Source organism: Methylobacterium sp. Leaf87, assembly GCF_001422775.1.
GTDB lineage: Bacteria > Pseudomonadota > Alphaproteobacteria > Rhizobiales > Beijerinckiaceae > Methylobacterium.
In genome coordinates this window covers 1-14,437 of the sequence record NZ_LMMI01000056.1, presented here as the reverse complement: position 1 = coordinate 14,437, position 14,437 = coordinate 1, and the positions used below count along the sequence as shown (strand labels likewise).

Below are 14,437 nucleotides of genomic sequence, written 5' to 3'. Positions count from 1 at the left end.
TACGGTCCCGACGGCGTTCTCCGCTTCGGCTACAGGCGTGAAGGCCGCGGCGAGGATGGAACAGCCGTCCGACATGCTTACGATGCACGTTGCCAGGCTGTCGCCCTGTGGCGTCACGAGCGCCGGCCTACGGCCTGAAACTTCGGCCGAAGCAATGCCGATGTGGATTGTTTCCGTCTTGAGCCTGTGGGCTGCGTATTGGGCTGCGATGTTCGCATAGATCGCTCATCTGCGGGCCATCGACGACGGCGTCGGCGCTGTCGTCTTCTCGTGGATCTCTCGCACCTTCCTGGCCGTCGGCTTCGGCTTGTTGGTTGTGGCGAAGAGCGGATAAGCGATGTGCAACCGCTGCACCCTGGTGACGCCACAGGCCGAGACACGGGCCTCCTTCGGCGTCTCGGTCGATCGCACCGGCAACCTGCCGGCCATGCCGGGGATCTTCCCCGATCAGCGCGCGCCCATCGTACGGGTGCGGGAGGACGGCACGCGCGTGATGGAGATGTTCCGACTGGGGCATCCCGGGGCCGAAGCAGTTCGGCGAGCATCCCGTGACCAACGTGCGCAACGTGAAGAGTCCGCACTGGCGCCCCTGGCTGAAAGCCCGAGTTCCGCTGCCTGGTCCCGGTCTCGTCCTTCAGCGAGTACGCCGACACCAACCCGAAGAAGACCCCGACTTGGTTCGCCCTCGACGGCGCGCGCCCGCTGTTCGCCTTCGCGGGTATCCGGCGCCCCTGGACCGGTGTGCGCGGCACGAAAGCGGAAAACCCCGACCGGATCGAGGAAGACCACCGCCTGTTCTCGTTCCTCACCTGCGAGCCGAACGGCGTCGTCGGCCCCGTCCACCCCAAGGCCATACCGGTGCTGCTGACGACGCCGGAGGAGTGGAGCACGTGGCTCGCCGCCCCCACGGAGATCGCCCTGGAGCTTCAGCGCCCTCTGCCGGATGCCGAGATGCGGATCGTAGCGCAGGGCGCGCGGCGGGATCCGGCGGAGTGATCCGGCAGGGGCACCTTCGACACTCCGAAGGGCCTGTTTTCGATCCAGGCTGAACTCCATCGAAGCTGTTTCGACAAGCGTCCGCTCGCAGAGAATGAGTCTTGATCCATTCGAGAACGTGTCCGCCGACCGCAGCACCGCCGACTGCCGTCTCGAATGGGCGGCCGCACGTGTAAGCCGCATGATCCGGGCGCCGAATTGCGACCTCGGCATTTTGGGGGCACTGGTACGTAAGGCCTTGGAAATCCGTAACCTGCGCGTTCAGTGAATCGCTGCGTCGACGCGCCAATGATCAGGACCGTCATGCGCGCAACCGTCTCTTCATTCGCACTGGCGTTGTTGATCGCCCTGGCGTCCGTCCCGGCCCTGTCTGCGCCGGACGATGCCGTTCTTGCAGTGGCCAAAGCCCAGGACGGTCCGTATCGCGAGACCTTGAAGGGGTTGGTCGACGTCGATTCCGGAACCGGCGACGTGTCCGGCCTCTCCAAGGTAGAGGGGATCCTGACGGCGCGTCTCGAAGCGTTGGGCCTCTCGGTCGACACCCGAGCCGCCCCCGTGTTCGGCGGCAATACCTTGATCGGCACGAGATCGGGCAAGGGCACGCGCAGGATCATGCTGCTGGTGCACTACGACACCGTGTTCGGCACCGGTGACGCCGCCAAGCGCCCCTATACGGAGCGCGACGGCAGCGCGTATGGCCCCGGCGTCGCCGATGCGAAGGGCGGCATCGCAATGATCCTGCATGTCCTCGCCGGACTGGAAGCGCTGCGTTTCGATGGGTACGGCACCCTCACGGTGGTGCTCAACCCCGACGAGGAACGCGGCTCACGCGGGTCGCGCGACGAAATCACGAAAATCGCCCGTGATCAGGACGTGGTTCTGTCCTTCGAACCGTCCTTCGCCGAGGCCGGCGTCGACGCCGTCACCGTGGCGACCAAGGGCATCAACTACGCGAGCCTCACCGTGAAAGGTCGCGCCGCCCATGCCGGCGGGGCGCCGGAAGCGGGCCGCAACGCGGTCGTCGAGCTCGCCCACCAGATCCTCCAGCTTCAGGATCTCGGCGACCCGGCGAAGGGGACCAGCCTGCACTGGACCGTGTTTCATGGCGGTACCAAGCCGAACATCATCCCGGAGGAGGCGAAGGCGGAGGGCGACATGCGCTACTTCGTACCAAGCGAGTACGACCGAGTGCTGACGACGGCACGCAGGATCATCGGCGCCCACCGCGTTCCCGACACGCAGGTCACCTTCGATCTCGCCAAAGGCCGCCCACCGCTGCCCCGAAACCCGGCGACCCAGGCGCTCGGCGAACGCGCGCGGACCATCTACGCAGAGTTGGGCGCCGATCTTTCCCTCGCCGAGATCGGTGGCGGTACCGATGCGGGCTATGCTTTCCAACTCGATAGCCCGACAAAACCCGCCATCATCGAGTCACTCGGCATCGTCGGCGGGCACTATCACAGCGCCGACGAATTCGCGGTCCTCGCCAGCATCACGCCGCGGCTCTACCTCGCGACCCGCCTCCTGATGGAGGTTTCAAAGGACGCTGGCCGTTAATCTGGGATGTCGCGATCGAAGTGCTCACCGGCTCAGCGCAAAGGCGATCGAGGTTCACGGAGGAGCGAGCTCGTTGGCAGAGGGGCCTTGGCGCGAGGCCCTCGGCGGGACCAAGCCCTGGTATGCAGCATCCTACATTCGGACAGGCGTCATCGTCCTGCAAGGTGCGGTGACGAGGGGAGCATGATCGGAACGACGGCGACGGCTGTTGCCGCGACGACCACAGCTGGCCATTTCGGTCCGAACGCATCTCCCCGAGACCGCAACCGATGCCGAATCCTGTCGAGTCGATCCTGCGCACCGCCGCCGAGGGCCTCGTCGCGCTGGTGGCAGCCTGCAACCGGATGCGTGAGGAACTGACGCTGCTGGATCTACCCGTGACCGGAACGATCCCGGCAGGGCTCGACGGGCGCTACCTCAAGATGGGTGCCAACCCCGCCCGCCCGACGACGCGCGGCCACGACTGGTTCCTGGGCGACGGCATGGTGCACGGCTTATGCATCGAGGGCGGCAAGGCGCTGTGGTACCGAAACCGATGGATCGGTTCGCGCGCGGCGTCCGCAGCGCTCGGCCGGCCCGCTGCTCCAGGGCCGCGCCGTGGCGACGACACCGTCAACACCAACGTCGTCGAGATCGGCGGCCGCGCCTTCGCCGTGGTGGAGGCCGGCAGCTACCCCGTTGCGCTATCCGAGGACCTCGAGACGCAGCGCTACGATCCGTTCGACGGTACGCTCATCGGCTCCTTCAGCGGTCACCCGCACCGCGACCCGGAGACCGGAGAGCTCCACGCAATCGCCTATGACGGCCGCGTCTGGGACAGCGTGCGCCACGTCGTCCTCTCGCCCGGCGGCCGGGTCGTGCGCGACGTGTCGATCCCGGTCGACCACGGCCCGTGCATCCACGACTGCGCGATCACGGCGCGCTTCGTGGTCGTGCTGGACCTGCCCGTCACCTTCTCCATGCGGGCGGTGCTGGCCGGGCACCGCTTCCCGTTTCGCTGGAACCCCGCCCACCGCGCCCGCGTCGGCCTGCTCCGTCGCCACGGCACCGCCGCCGACATCGTCTGGTGCGCGGTCTCGCCGTGTTTCGTCTTCCACGTCGCCAATGCCTACGACGACGACGGGCGGGTGGTCCTCGACGTCGTCGCTTACGACAGGGTGTTCGACTCGGCCGGCGGCGGCCTCGACGCGCCGGGCCGGCTAGAGCGCTGGACCGCCGACCCCGCGACGGGGCGGGTCGACCGGCGGGTGATCGACCCCGCGGCGCAGGAGTTCCCCCGGATCGACGAACGCCGCTTCGGGCGGCCCCACCGGTACGTCTATACGGGCTCAGTCCCGGCCGACGGCAACACGCAGCTCGTTGGCGCGACGCAGATCTACAAGCACGACTTGGCGACGGGGGAGCGGCGCGTGCACGAGTTCGGCACCGACCGCGTCCCGGGGGAGTTCGTATTCGTGCCGGCGAGGCCGGAGGCCGCCGAGGACGAGGGCTGGCTCGTTGGCCTCGTCATCGACACGGCAAGCGACACGACGGACTTCACCGTCCTCGATGCGCGCGCGTTCGAGGCACCGCCCGTCGCCACGGTCCACCTCGGGCACCGGATCCCGCCGGGCTTCCACGGGAACTGGTTTCCGAGTCCGAGGGCCGGATGATTCGGACGGCGGCGCGCGGTCACGTCCCGCAGAACGTAAGGTAGTCCGCGCCGCCGCCCTCGGGGGCGTCGGCGTAGCGGGCGTGGGCAGGCTGGTCGTCGTAGGGCCGCGCCAGCACCGCCGACAGCTCCTCGAACGGGCCGAAGTCGTCGTGCTCGACCGCAGCCGCGACCATCGCCTCGACGTTGTGGTTGCGTGGGATGAAGGCCGGATTGACCGCGCGCATCGCCGTCGCCGTCGCTGCGGGGGTTCGTCCTTCCGCCGCCAGCCGGCCCCGCCAGCGCACCGCCCAGGCGTCGTACGCGGTCGGGTCGACGAACAGGTCGCGCACTCCGGCGTCCGCTTCCGGTCGCTCGGCCGCGTCGCACAAGCGGCGGAAGGTCAGGGTGAAGTCCGCTCGGTTCGCCGCCATCCGCTCCAGCAGATCGTCCGTGAGGGCGGTGTCGCCGTCCCGGTCCCCGGACAGTCCGAGCTTGCGGGCGAGACCCCCGTGATAAGCGGCCTCGAAGCGCGGGCCGAACCCACCCAGCGCCGCCTCGGCCGTCTCCACCGCCGCCGCCTCGTCATCGGCGAGGAGCGGCAGCAAGGTCTCGGCCAAGCGGGTCAGGTTCCACAGGGCGATCCCCGGTTGCTGGCCGTAGGCGTAGCGCCCATGCGCATCGATCGAGCTGAAGCGCGTGCGCGGGTCGTAGGCGTCGAGGAAGGCGCAGGGGCCGTAGTCGATGGTCTCGCCGGCCACCGACATGTTGTCGGTGTTCATCACCCCATGGACGAAGCCGACCAGGAGCCACGCCGCCACGAGGTCCGCTTGGCGGGCGACGACGCCGTCGAGCAGCGCCCGATAGGGGTGCCCCGCGGAGGACGCCTCGGGATAGTGCCGGGCAAGGGCGTGGTCGGCGAGCGCCCGCACCGCCTCCGTGTCGCCGCGGGCGGCGAAGTATTGGAAGGTGCCGACCCGGATGTGGCTGGCCGCCACGCGGGCGAGCACCGCCCCGGGCAGCCGGGTCTCGCGCACGACGCGCTCACCGGTGGCGACCGCCGCCAGCGCCCGGGTGGTGGGGATCCCGAGCGCAGCCATGGCCTCGCTCACGAGGTACTCGCGCAACACCGGCCCGAGCGCCGCCCGCCCGTCGCCGCGGCGGGAGAACGGGGTCGGGCCGGCACCCTTGAGCTGGATGTCGCGGCGGCGCCCGTCACGGTCGACGACCTCGCCGAGCAGGACGGCGCGCCCATCGCCGAGCTGCGGCACGAAGTTGCCGAACTGGTGCCCGGCATAGGCCGTCGCGATCGGGGCGGCGCCCTCCGGGACGCTGTTTCCGGCAAGCATCGCCACCCCGTCGGGACCCGCGAGCCAATCCGGATCGATGCCGAGGTTCGCCGCCAGCGCGCGGTTCAAGTGGATCAGGCGCGGGGCCGCGACGGGCGTCGGGGCACGGCGGGCGAAGAAGCGGTCCGGCAAGCGGACGTAGCTGTTGTCGAACGGGATCGCAGTCATGGTCGGGAGTTATGGGCGACCACGTCGACGGACAAGCGTCTTCCGCCGTTCTTTGGGACGTCGTGCAGGACACAAAAACGCAGCCGCGACGCCAAAACGGCGGGACTTTCGCCCCGCCGTTACGCTGTGATCGAAGTGTTCCAGAACCACGAGGCACGAGGCTGCTTCAACGGGCCGAGGCGTCAGCGACGACGCGCCGGGCCGTCGGCGCCCGCGGGGTCAGCGAGGGCGTGGTCGTCAGCTCGGAAGCCGGCCGCACCGCGGCGGTGGCACGCGCCTGCTCACGGTAGAGCGTCGGGGTGATGTTGATGCGCTCGTCGGCCATCGCGGTGCCCGCCAGAGTCACGGGCGCCAGAGTGACGGACACGAAGGCAGCAAGGACGAAGGTACGAACGGTCATGATGTCGATTCCTCTGGTGGTCCGGGGCCTGCCCCGGTTCATGAGAGGAATATGCTTCGCACTGCACCATCATTCAAACAGATAGGATCGATAGCTGTTATCGATAAAATCAATGATTGGGGATGCTTGATCGGAATACGAAATCGCCGTTCGCGACATCCGAAACGAAGAACGGCGAGGCTTTCGCCTCACCCTCGCGCCAGGATGGAATGGTGGTGGGCACGCTGGCCTCGCATCACATGGGCAATCGAGCGAAGTTGTAGGCATTCAGAGAGGCGGCGAAGTGGTCCCGCAGCTGATCGTGGCTGTCGAAGTGGCAGTGCTTGACCGTCGCTTCCTTGAGGGTTCGGTTCATGCGCTCGACCTAGCCACTGGTCCACGCGTGATTTGGCTTCGTGAGCCGATGTTCGATGTTGTGCGTCCGGCCGATCCGATCGAAGCGGTTGACGCGGTAAAGAGCGGTCGGGCCGCGACGGTTCCTGAGCAGCTCGGCGAACTGGATGCCGTTGTCGTCAGGAGCGCGTTTGATGGCACCCCCATCTCCTGAGAGAGGGCAGAGTTGGAGACCGGCCCCGAGCCATAGACCGAGATCGTCCCCAGCGTGGTCGAGGGCGGACCGTCGCTCATAGCGCCGTCTCATGGGGCCTCGCGCTGGCCTCCAGGATCGACAGCGACAGGCTCTCGGCCCAGGGGAAGCCGGCGCGCCAAGTGAGGAACACCCGGCCGCCCTCCAGCGGGCGATTCGTGGTCCAGGGATCGGGACGCGACATCCTCTGTCCCTCGCGCCCGTTCGACCGTCAGTCGAAACGGCGGACCCACTTCATCGTCTCTTCGAGATCGTCCTTCTCTTCCGGAACTTCGATGATACCGTACTCGTATCCTTCAAAGCGGATCGGATGCCGTTGCTGTCCACGACCGGCGCCTGCCCGGCCCGGATCAGCACACCGCCCGCATAGGGCGCCAAGCTCAACTCGGGGGTGAGCTGGCTTCGGATAGCGTCCTCTCCGCCGAGCCGGGCGATGTTGGCGTCCCCCAGCAGCGTGAGCCAGTTCGAGGCGCGAGGCACCTCGTAGCCGCCGAACCGCGTCTCTGACCAGTAGTCGCCCATCGCGTCGTATTCGAGGGCGGGATAGCGCTGCATCAGGGGATAGTAGTAGACCTTGCCAACCGTCTCACGACCCGGCTCGGTTAAGACTCCAAGTCCTCCAGAGCCATGTAAGACCCCCAATCTTCCGGCCCAGTCGCAGATGAGACTGACGAAACGATCCGGATCGTCTAGGATGAACGAAGGCGGAAAATGAAACTTGATACCTGACAGCCGGCGAGTAGTATTTTCTTGATCGAAGCCAAATGCGATTCCTCTCCAGAGGGAAGGATCGTCTTCTTCACGGGAATCAAAATTGATAATTGAGCAGTAAAAATCCTCTGTGTTTCCAGAATTTATAAATTTTCTACAATATTTTCTAAGTTCGACAGGATCCAACTCTTTATACGAACGACTTCCAGCCTCCTTGAAATGAGTAAGCCTTTTTCAAATATTTCTATGTATTCCCTAATATAAATGAAATTTTTTGCCGCTGGTCGGGCCTGTGTCCATCCAGAAAATATAACGATACCATTCCGCCTACACGTGAAACGATTTTATTGAATTTTTTTGACCGATAAACCAGTTGTGTTTCTATTTGAGAATGGTCGCGCCTGCTTTGCCAACGAATATAATCTGGGACTTCTGTCGATTTTCTGTTACTTTGTTTATGTTGCCGCAATTACAATCTTCTGAAACATCTATTTCTTTGACTTTGACCAATTTCCACCAGGCTGGCTTTGGTATTTTGCAATATATTTGTAATAGACCCACTCCTGAGCATCCGTTCTGCTATCAACACCACCTCCGGCCCTTGGGAACTTCATTTCCCAGAGTTCGCTCAGGCGCCCGCCCTGCCACCACGACACGTCAGGCCAAGGAGCCCCGCGCACCACCGGAACCGTCGAGGGCATGCCCCGCGAGGTCCGGCTGCGCAGTGAGCCGCACCGAGGACGCGTAGCCGTCGAAATGGTCGCCGTAGTCGACGATCGGGTCGGGGGCGAGCCGCATCGATTTCCAGCCCTAGCCCTATCCCTCCGCGACCCGCCTGATCGTCGAAGCCATGGGCCGGACCGTGGTGGAGGGCGACGCCACCTTCCTGAACGGGCTCGATCCGGATTTCGTCGCTCGCGACCTCGTCGACGACCGCTTCGTGGCCGCATCCCTCAAGCGTTTCCCCGATGCGTTCCCCGGGTCCGGCCCCGACCGCACCGAGACGCTGTCGCTATGACCGCGGGCCTCCTGAAGACCGCTTCATCGGACATCGGCGGCCCCACGTCATCGCGCGCCTGGCCGGAGGGCCGGTTCCTTGCCGGCCTGCTGAATCGGACAGCGCCGCTCCTCGGTGTCGGCGCCCTCCTGGTGCTGTGGTTCGCGGCCAGCCATCTCCTCGCGAACGATCCGGCCTATACCGCCTTCGCGGGCTTCGCTCCCGGCCCGGCCCTCGCGTCGTTCGCCGATCTTCTCACCTCCGGCGAGGCCTGGCGGGCCGCGCTGCCGAGCCTTGCCCGGATAGGCCAAGGCCTCGCCTACGCCTTCGCGCTCGGGGTGCCGTTCGGATTGCTCATCGGGGCCTCGCCGCTCGCCGAACGCGCCCTGCAGCCTCCCTTCCAGCTCCTGCGCATGGTCTCGCCGCTGGCCTGGATGCCGGTGGCGGTGCTGGCCTTCCCGACCTGGGAGGGCGCCATCGTGTTCCTCATCGCAGCCGCCGCAATTTGGCCGATCCTGTTCTCGACCGCGGCCGGCGTGAAGCGGATCGATCCGGTCTGGCTCACCCTCGCGCGAAACCTCGGCGGCAGCCGGATCGCCACCCTGCGCCGGATCGTGGTTCCGGCCGTGCTGCAGGACATCCTCACCGGCCTGCGCCTGGCGCTCGGCGTCGCCTGGATCGTCCTCGTGCCGGCCGAGTATCTCGGGGTCACCAGCGGCCTCGGCTACGCGATCAACGATGCGCGCGACACCCTCTCGTACGACCGCCTGGCCGCCCTCGTCCTGCTGATCGGACTGATCGGCTACGCCCTCGACAGCGGCCTCGGACGGCTCGCCGCCCGTGCCCGCTGGATTCCCGCGACCTGAAAGGAACGCCCATGTCGTCCGCCTCCGTGAAAGAGATCGTCCAGACCTTCGAGACCATCGACCGGGATGCCCTAGCCGCCTTGTCGGAGAAGGGCCGCGCGGATCCGACGGCCGTTCGCACCGTGCGCGCCCGGACCATCGCCGAGGGTCGGCGCTTCCGCCATCTCAACTACGTGCGCAACCTCGACGCCCACGTGGTGGACGAGCCGCCGGGCCTCCTCGGCGACGACACCGCCCCGAACCCCACCGAGGCGCTGCTCGCAGCCCTCGGCACCTGCGTGGCGGTTGGCCTCCAGGCCAACGCGGTCGCGCGCGGCTGGACCGTGCGCGGCATCGAGATCGAGAGCGAGGGCGATATCAACATCACCTCGGTCTGGGGGACAGGCGACCTGTCGTCGAAGGCCGTTGGCCTCACCGCCGTGCGCCTGACCGCGCACCTCGACATCGAGGGTGCGAGCCAGGCCGAGCTCGACGACCTCGTGGCCCATGCCGGTGATTGGTCGCCGGTGCTCAACACGGTCAGAAATCCCGTCGCCGTCAGCCTCGTCCGCAATCGATGAGCGCGGCCCTTGCTCGTCCCGCGGCGCTGCCCGAAGCCCCCAGGGACGTCGCCGGCGTCGTGCGGGACGAACTCGGGCCCCTCGTAGGTGCGATCGACGGGGGGCTCTATCCGGATGGCGTACTGCGCGGCCTCGGCGCAGCTGGTGCCTATGCCCACCACGCGCCGGGCACGCCCGAGGGACTGATCGCGGCCGTGGAAGCGATGGCGTTGGTGGGGTCCGCCTGCCTGTCGACGGCCTTCTGCGTCTGGTGCCAGGACGCCCTCGTCTGGTACCTCGCCCACGGCGACGCACCTGCCCGCGACCGCCATCTGTCCGGCATCGCCAGCGGCGTACGCCTCGGCGGCACCGGGCTGTCCAATCCGATGAAGGCGTTCGCCGGCATCGAGCCCCTCGCCCTCACGGGTCGGCGGGTGCCGGGCGGCTACCGGGTGCGCGGGCGCTTGCCCTGGGTCTCCAATCTCGGCCCCGGTCACCCCTTCGCCAGCATCTTCGCCCTCGACGACGGCCGCCGAGTCATGGCCGTGTTCGCGGCAGGCCAGGAAGGGGTCGACATCGCGGCCAATGCCCGCTTCGTGGCGCTTGAGGGCACCGGGACCTACACGGTGATGGTCCGCGACGCCTTCGTGCCTGACGACGACGTGATCGCCCCCGACGCCGCGGCCTTCGTCCCCCGCATCCGCAACGGCTTCGTGCTGCTCCAGGCCGGCATGGGACTGGGGCTCGCCCGTGGCGTCGCCGCGCTGATGCGCGCGGATGCCCGAGGCAGCCGCGACGGCGCGGCGCTCCCCCTCGGGGCCGAGGGGATCGACGCGCGGGCGGCCGACCTGTGGACGCGGCTGGTGCACGCGGTCGAACGCCATGCCGATCCGGCGGCGGGCGCCTTCCGCGAGACCCTGCGCCTGCGCCTCGACATGTCCTGGCTCGCCCTGGACGCGGCGCAAGCCACCATGCTCCAGTTCGGCGCGCGCGGCTATCTTGAAGGCTCAGAACCCTTCCGACGGCTGCGCGAGGCGCAGTTCGTGGCCATCGTCACGCCCTCGGTGAAGCACATCACACGGGAACTCGCGAGGGCATGACGGGCCTGCCTCGCGGCCGGACCTTGGCCGATGCCGCCCGGACCCGGCACCATCCTGCGGCCGGTCCTGGCCCCGGGCGCGCCGCGCCGAACCAGTTCCGGTCGGGGAGCCAAGGCTTCACCCTGTCGAGGGTCCCGGTCCGTCGCAGGTGCGCGCTGCAGCACCGTCGACCACCCTGTGCGAAAGTGCGCCGGACGAGCGGGTCGGCTAGGCCCGGGCGCTCTGGGCATTCTCGAACAGTGAAAAGGCCCTGAGGGCACCGGCGACGGCGCCGTCGGCATCCGAGGCGGGCCGGGTTTCGAGCCATGCGGCGAAGCTCGGCCACAGGCGCTGACCCTCGCCCTGCCGAAGGAAGCGGGTGTTGTCCCGAACCGTCGCATCGGGGCTCGCCAGAGCCTGGCGCAGGAGCATCTGGCCCCCGAGACGCGAGCCCTCGAGAACGTAGAGCAGCCCCGCGACCTCGGCCGGCGGTTGCGCGCGGGACATCGCCGGCGCAGGCGGGGCGGGATGCCCCAAGGCCGCTAGGTCGGCCCGGATCGCGTCGGTGCGGCGGCGCGCCGGCCAGTCCGGGGGCAGCGCTTCGGGAGGCGACGCGGCGAGGTCCGCCTCCAGGGGCACCAGGGCTGCCGCCATGGCGGCGAGGAACCCGACATAGGCTCCGCGTTCCTGGAGATCGTGGCCGGCCCAGCCGGAATCGAGGCGGTGGTGCGCGTCCGACGTCGCCCGCCGCAGGAGACCGCGCAGGCCCTGATCGACCACCCGCGCGCGCGCCGCGTCCTCGCGTCCCATCCCTTCGGTCATGTTCGGCCGTCGCTGCCCTATATGCGGGAGGTCGCTTCCGTCAGGCGGTGACCGCCCGAACCGAGTGGTGATCCCGATGTGGTATCTCTATGGTCTCGCGCTTGTGGCCGGCATTGCCAACGCCGTCCAGGGCGGCACGAACGCCACCCTCTCCAAGGCCCTCGGCCAGCCCTTCGCCGCCGGGCTCGCGGTGGCCCTCGGCACCGGGACCACCCTGCTGTTCATCGGCCTCGTCTCCGGCCGTTTCAGCCTGCCGAGCCTCGCCCAGGCCGCGCAGGTGCCGGCCTGGGCTTGGTTCGGCGGATGCCTCGGTGCCCTCGTGGTCCTGTCGCAGTTCTTCGCCGCGCAGGCCATCGGAGCAGCTCCGTTCCTGGCGATCCTCGTCACGGCCGGCGTCGCCACCTCCATCGTCCTCGATCATTTCGGTTGGATCGGTTTTGCCGTCCACGCGGCGAGCCCGTGGCGGATCGTCGGGGGCGTGCTGATGGTCCTGGGCGTCACCCTCGTGGCCCTGTTCTGAAACCCGGCGGTCTCGCGTCGCACGACCCCTTGCCTTCCCGGCGCGAAACGGCGAGGTCCCCCGGAATCGTACAGCGCGGGTCGCCCCATCCTCACGGCCCCATGAGAAGCGTCCCATGAACATCTTTCAGGACATCGTCGCCCGCTTCAGCCAGACCGTCACCGCCTATGCGGGCGACACGGCCCTGATGCAGGCCATGGTCTCGGCCGCCGCCAACGTCATCGTCGCCGACGGGGAAGTGGCGAGCGAGGAGTTCGACACGGCGCTCGCCGGCATCCAGGCCAATCCGATCCTCGAGAAGGGCTACGACCGCCTGATGCTGGAGAGCGAGCTCTACGACGGCATCGCCCGGGCGCGGACCCGCGCCGGACGGGCGGAGAACCTCCGCCGCGTCGCCGGCATCCTCGGACGCGGCGAGACGGAGCGCGCCGCCGCCTTCCTGATCGCCGCCGACGTCGCCGATCACGACGGCATCTCCCCCCTCGAAGCGACGGCGCTGGACGAGATCGCCGAAGCGCTGGGCGTCGACAAGGCGGCCCTGCTCGAAGCGTCTCCGATCAAGCGTTCCATCGGGTGAGGGGGCTCCGGCACGGCGGCCCGGGGACGATTGTCGGCAAAGCCCTTGATCAAAGGACGGCAAGCCTCTAAGCGAGCCGCGTCTTTCGCCCGGCTCGATTAAGTTTTCGAGCGACTGACCGGGCGCCCGCTCGTGTGAGCTTGCCGCAGGAAAGAGACGATGGCCAAAGAGAAATTCGCTCGTACGAAGCCGCACTGCAACATCGGCACGATCGGTCACGTGGACCACGGCAAGACGTCGCTGACGGCGGCGATCTACGATGGCCAAAGAGAAATTCGCTCGTACGAAGCCGCACTGCAACATCGGCACGATCGGTCACGTGGACCACGGCAAGACGTCGCTGACGGCGGCGATCACGAAGGTCCTGGCCGAGTCGGGCGGTGCGACGTTCACGGCCTACGACCAGATCGACAAGGCGCCGGAGGAGAAGGCGCGCGGCATCACGATCTCGACGGCGCACGTCGAGTACGAGACGGCCAACCGCCACTACGCCCACGTCGATTGCCCGGGCCACGCCGACTACGTGAAGAACATGATCACGGGTGCCGCGCAGATGGACGGCGCGATCCTGGTGGTGTCGGCCGCCGACGGCCCGATGCCGCAGACCCGCGAGCACATCCTGCTCGCCCGCCAGGTCGGCGTGCCGGCCCTGGTGGTGTTCCTCAACAAGGTCGACCTCGTCGACGACGAGGAGCTCCTCGAGCTCGTCGAGATGGAGGTGCGCGAGCTCCTCTCCAAGTACGACTTCCCCGGCGACGACATCCCGATCACCAAGGGTTCGGCCAAGGTGGCCCTCGACAACGGCGACAAGGCCGTCGGCCACGACGCCGTCATCGCCCTGATGAAGACCGTGGACGACTACATCCCGCAGCCGGAGCGTCCGATCGACAAGCCGTTCCTGATGCCCATCGAGGACGTGTTCTCGATCTCGGGCCGCGGCACGGTGGTGACGGGTCGCGTCGAGCGCGGCATCGTCAAGGTCGGCGAGACCGTGGAGATCGTGGGCATCCGCGACACCCAGACCACGACGGTCACGGGCGTCGAGATGTTCCGCAAGCTCCTCGACCAGGGCCAGGCCGGCGACAACGTCGGCGTGCTCCTGCGCGGCACCAAGCGCGAGGACGTCGAGCGCGGCCAGGTCGTGTGCAAGCCCGGCTCGGTCAAGCCCCACACCAAGTTCAAGGCCGAGGCCTACATCCTGACGAAGGAAGAGGGCGGCCGCCACACGCCGTTCTTCACCAACTACCGCCCGCAGTTCTACTTCCGCACCACGGACGTGACCGGCGTGTGCGTTCTCCCCGAGGGCACCGAGATGGTGATGCCCGGCGACAGCGTGACCATGGACGTCACCCTCATCGTGCCGGTGGCCATGGAAGAGAAGCTGCGCTTCGCCATCCGTGAAGGCGGCCGCACCGTCGGCGCAGGCGTCGTCGCCGCCATCAACGAGTAGTCTTCCGTCCCACGGTCACGTCTGCAGGGAACGACAGAGGGGCGGGTCCTCGCGCCCGCCCCTATATCGCCCCGCCAAGGTTTAGGTCATGAACGGTCAGAATATTCGTATCCGCCTCAAGGCGTTCGATCATCGGGGATGTGCTCGCGGGTCTGCGGCATCGGGCCGTCGGCGGCCGACACCACCAGGA

Annotated in this window: 15 protein-coding genes and 3 pseudogenes; 10 read left to right on the top strand and 8 right to left on the bottom strand. The window is 67.7% G+C overall.

The window, feature by feature from the left end; all coding sequences use genetic code 11:
* Nucleotides 1–225 precede the first annotated feature (225 nt).
* Complete coding sequence (locus ASF22_RS24430; RefSeq protein WP_162239590.1) at nt 226–429, bottom strand: hypothetical protein; 204 nt, start codon at nt 427–429, stop codon at nt 226–228.
* On the opposite strand from ASF22_RS24430, the pseudogene ASF22_RS19060 reads away from it, so the two are divergent.
* The 3 genes and pseudogenes from ASF22_RS19060 (at nt 338) to ASF22_RS19050 (ending at nt 4,205) form a co-directional block, all read left to right on the top strand.
* Nucleotides 338–996, top strand: a pseudogene (locus ASF22_RS19060) (SOS response-associated peptidase family protein). The gene ASF22_RS24430 and the pseudogene ASF22_RS19060 overlap by 92 nt on opposite strands.
* 303 nt (nt 997–1,299) lie before the next feature.
* On the top strand, nt 1,300–2,553 hold the full coding sequence (locus ASF22_RS19055) for a glutamate carboxypeptidase (protein ID WP_056267529.1): 1,254 nt from the start codon (nt 1,300–1,302) through the stop codon (nt 2,551–2,553).
* Between the two features lie 269 nt (nt 2,554–2,822).
* Complete coding sequence (locus tag ASF22_RS19050; protein ID WP_056267241.1) at nt 2,823–4,205, top strand: carotenoid oxygenase family protein; 1,383 nt, start codon at nt 2,823–2,825, stop codon at nt 4,203–4,205.
* Between the two features lie 19 nt (nt 4,206–4,224).
* Here the strand turns inward: ASF22_RS19050 and ASF22_RS19045 are convergent, their stop codons facing one another.
* The 6 genes and pseudogenes from ASF22_RS19045 to ASF22_RS24235 all read right to left on the bottom strand — a co-directional run bounded on the left by ASF22_RS19045 (nt 4,225) and on the right by ASF22_RS24235 (nt 8,195).
* Nucleotides 4,225–5,700 (bottom strand): protein adenylyltransferase SelO, encoded by a 1,476-nt coding sequence (locus ASF22_RS19045; protein WP_056267238.1) that lies wholly within the window; start codon nt 5,698–5,700, stop codon nt 4,225–4,227.
* Nucleotides 5,701–5,866: 166 nt separating this feature from the next.
* Nucleotides 5,867–6,100 carry a hypothetical protein gene (locus ASF22_RS19040; RefSeq protein ID WP_056168643.1) on the bottom strand — a complete coding sequence of 78 codons (234 nt, stop codon included), beginning with the start codon at nt 6,098–6,100 and terminating at the stop codon, nt 5,867–5,869.
* Nucleotides 6,101–6,347: 247 nt separating this feature from the next.
* A pseudogene (locus tag ASF22_RS25060) lies at nt 6,348–6,518 on the bottom strand (integrase core domain-containing protein); the annotation flags it as partial.
* A gap of 205 nt (nt 6,519–6,723) precedes the next feature.
* Nucleotides 6,724–6,870 (bottom strand): hypothetical protein, encoded by a 147-nt coding sequence (locus ASF22_RS24240; RefSeq protein WP_156467580.1) that lies wholly within the window; start codon nt 6,868–6,870, stop codon nt 6,724–6,726.
* Between the two features lie 50 nt (nt 6,871–6,920).
* Nucleotides 6,921–7,595: pseudogene (locus ASF22_RS23445) on the bottom strand (type VI immunity family protein); the annotation flags it as partial.
* A 459-nt stretch (nt 7,596–8,054) separates the two neighbouring features.
* Nucleotides 8,055–8,195 carry a hypothetical protein gene (locus tag ASF22_RS24235; RefSeq protein WP_156647873.1) on the bottom strand — a complete coding sequence of 47 codons (141 nt, stop codon included), beginning with the start codon at nt 8,193–8,195 and terminating at the stop codon, nt 8,055–8,057.
* A gap of 52 nt (nt 8,196–8,247) precedes the next feature.
* On the opposite strand from ASF22_RS24235, the gene ASF22_RS23440 reads away from it, so the two are divergent.
* Genes ASF22_RS23440 through ASF22_RS19020 form a run of 4 tightly spaced genes read left to right on the top strand, consistent with a single transcriptional unit; the run spans nt 8,248 to nt 10,899 of the window.
* Complete coding sequence (locus tag ASF22_RS23440; protein ID WP_244473032.1) at nt 8,248–8,415, top strand: hypothetical protein; 168 nt, start codon at nt 8,248–8,250, stop codon at nt 8,413–8,415.
* Nucleotides 8,412–9,260 carry an ABC transporter permease gene (locus ASF22_RS19030; RefSeq protein ID WP_056267232.1) on the top strand — a complete coding sequence of 283 codons (849 nt, stop codon included), beginning with the start codon at nt 8,412–8,414 and terminating at the stop codon, nt 9,258–9,260. The genes ASF22_RS23440 and ASF22_RS19030 overlap by 4 nt, the downstream gene beginning before the upstream one ends.
* A gap of 11 nt (nt 9,261–9,271) precedes the next feature.
* Nucleotides 9,272–9,820: an OsmC family protein gene (locus ASF22_RS19025; protein WP_056167612.1), complete on the top strand. Its 549-nt coding sequence runs from the start codon at nt 9,272–9,274 to the stop codon at nt 9,818–9,820.
* Nucleotides 9,817–10,899, top strand: a complete 1,083-nt coding sequence (locus ASF22_RS19020; RefSeq protein WP_056267230.1) for an acyl-CoA dehydrogenase family protein — start codon at nt 9,817–9,819, stop codon at nt 10,897–10,899. Before ASF22_RS19025 ends, ASF22_RS19020 begins: the two co-directional genes overlap by 4 nt.
* Before the next feature lie 207 nt (nt 10,900–11,106).
* Here the strand turns inward: ASF22_RS19020 and ASF22_RS19015 are convergent, their stop codons facing one another.
* A complete protein-coding gene (locus ASF22_RS19015) occupies nt 11,107–11,700 on the bottom strand; it encodes a biliverdin-producing heme oxygenase (protein ID WP_244473802.1) in 594 nt (197 codons plus the stop codon).
* A gap of 76 nt (nt 11,701–11,776) precedes the next feature.
* Here ASF22_RS19015 and ASF22_RS19010 point away from each other — a divergent pair, with 76 nt between their 5' ends.
* From ASF22_RS19010 to tuf, 3 genes are all read left to right on the top strand, one after another.
* Nucleotides 11,777–12,220, top strand: coding sequence for a DMT family transporter (locus tag ASF22_RS19010; RefSeq protein ID WP_056172277.1), 444 nt, complete (start codon nt 11,777–11,779; stop codon nt 12,218–12,220).
* Between the two features lie 115 nt (nt 12,221–12,335).
* Complete coding sequence (locus ASF22_RS19005; RefSeq protein ID WP_056172274.1) at nt 12,336–12,797, top strand: tellurite resistance TerB family protein; 462 nt, start codon at nt 12,336–12,338, stop codon at nt 12,795–12,797.
* A gap of 259 nt (nt 12,798–13,056) precedes the next feature.
* Complete coding sequence (gene tuf / locus ASF22_RS19000) at nt 13,057–14,247, top strand: elongation factor Tu (RefSeq protein WP_056171356.1); 1,191 nt, start codon at nt 13,057–13,059, stop codon at nt 14,245–14,247.
* The last annotated feature ends 190 nt before the right edge of the window (nt 14,248–14,437 follow it).

Coding starts and splice junctions, on each gene's coding strand:
- ASF22_RS24430 (WP_162239590.1), bottom strand. CDS start 429: ATGGCCGGCAGGTTGCCGGTGCGATCGACCGAGACGCCGAAGGAGGCC.
- ASF22_RS19055 (WP_056267529.1), top strand. CDS start 1,300: ATGCGCGCAACCGTCTCTTCATTCGCACTGGCGTTGTTGATCGCCCTG.
- ASF22_RS19050 (WP_056267241.1), top strand. CDS start 2,823: ATGCCGAATCCTGTCGAGTCGATCCTGCGCACCGCCGCCGAGGGCCTC.
- ASF22_RS19045 (WP_056267238.1), bottom strand. CDS start 5,700: ATGACTGCGATCCCGTTCGACAACAGCTACGTCCGCTTGCCGGACCGC.
- ASF22_RS19040 (WP_056168643.1), bottom strand. CDS start 6,100: ATGACCGTTCGTACCTTCGTCCTTGCTGCCTTCGTGTCCGTCACTCTG.
- ASF22_RS24240 (WP_156467580.1), bottom strand. CDS start 6,870: ATGTCGCGTCCCGATCCCTGGACCACGAATCGCCCGCTGGAGGGCGGC.
- ASF22_RS24235 (WP_156647873.1), bottom strand. CDS start 8,195: ATGCGGCTCGCCCCCGACCCGATCGTCGACTACGGCGACCATTTCGAC.
- ASF22_RS23440 (WP_244473032.1), top strand. CDS start 8,248: ATGGGCCGGACCGTGGTGGAGGGCGACGCCACCTTCCTGAACGGGCTC.
- ASF22_RS19030 (WP_056267232.1), top strand. CDS start 8,412: ATGACCGCGGGCCTCCTGAAGACCGCTTCATCGGACATCGGCGGCCCC.
- ASF22_RS19025 (WP_056167612.1), top strand. CDS start 9,272: ATGTCGTCCGCCTCCGTGAAAGAGATCGTCCAGACCTTCGAGACCATC.
- ASF22_RS19020 (WP_056267230.1), top strand. CDS start 9,817: ATGAGCGCGGCCCTTGCTCGTCCCGCGGCGCTGCCCGAAGCCCCCAGG.
- ASF22_RS19015 (WP_244473802.1), bottom strand. CDS start 11,700: ATGACCGAAGGGATGGGACGCGAGGACGCGGCGCGCGCGCGGGTGGTC.
- ASF22_RS19010 (WP_056172277.1), top strand. CDS start 11,777: ATGTGGTATCTCTATGGTCTCGCGCTTGTGGCCGGCATTGCCAACGCC.
- ASF22_RS19005 (WP_056172274.1), top strand. CDS start 12,336: ATGAACATCTTTCAGGACATCGTCGCCCGCTTCAGCCAGACCGTCACC.
- tuf (WP_056171356.1), top strand. CDS start 13,057: ATGGCCAAAGAGAAATTCGCTCGTACGAAGCCGCACTGCAACATCGGC.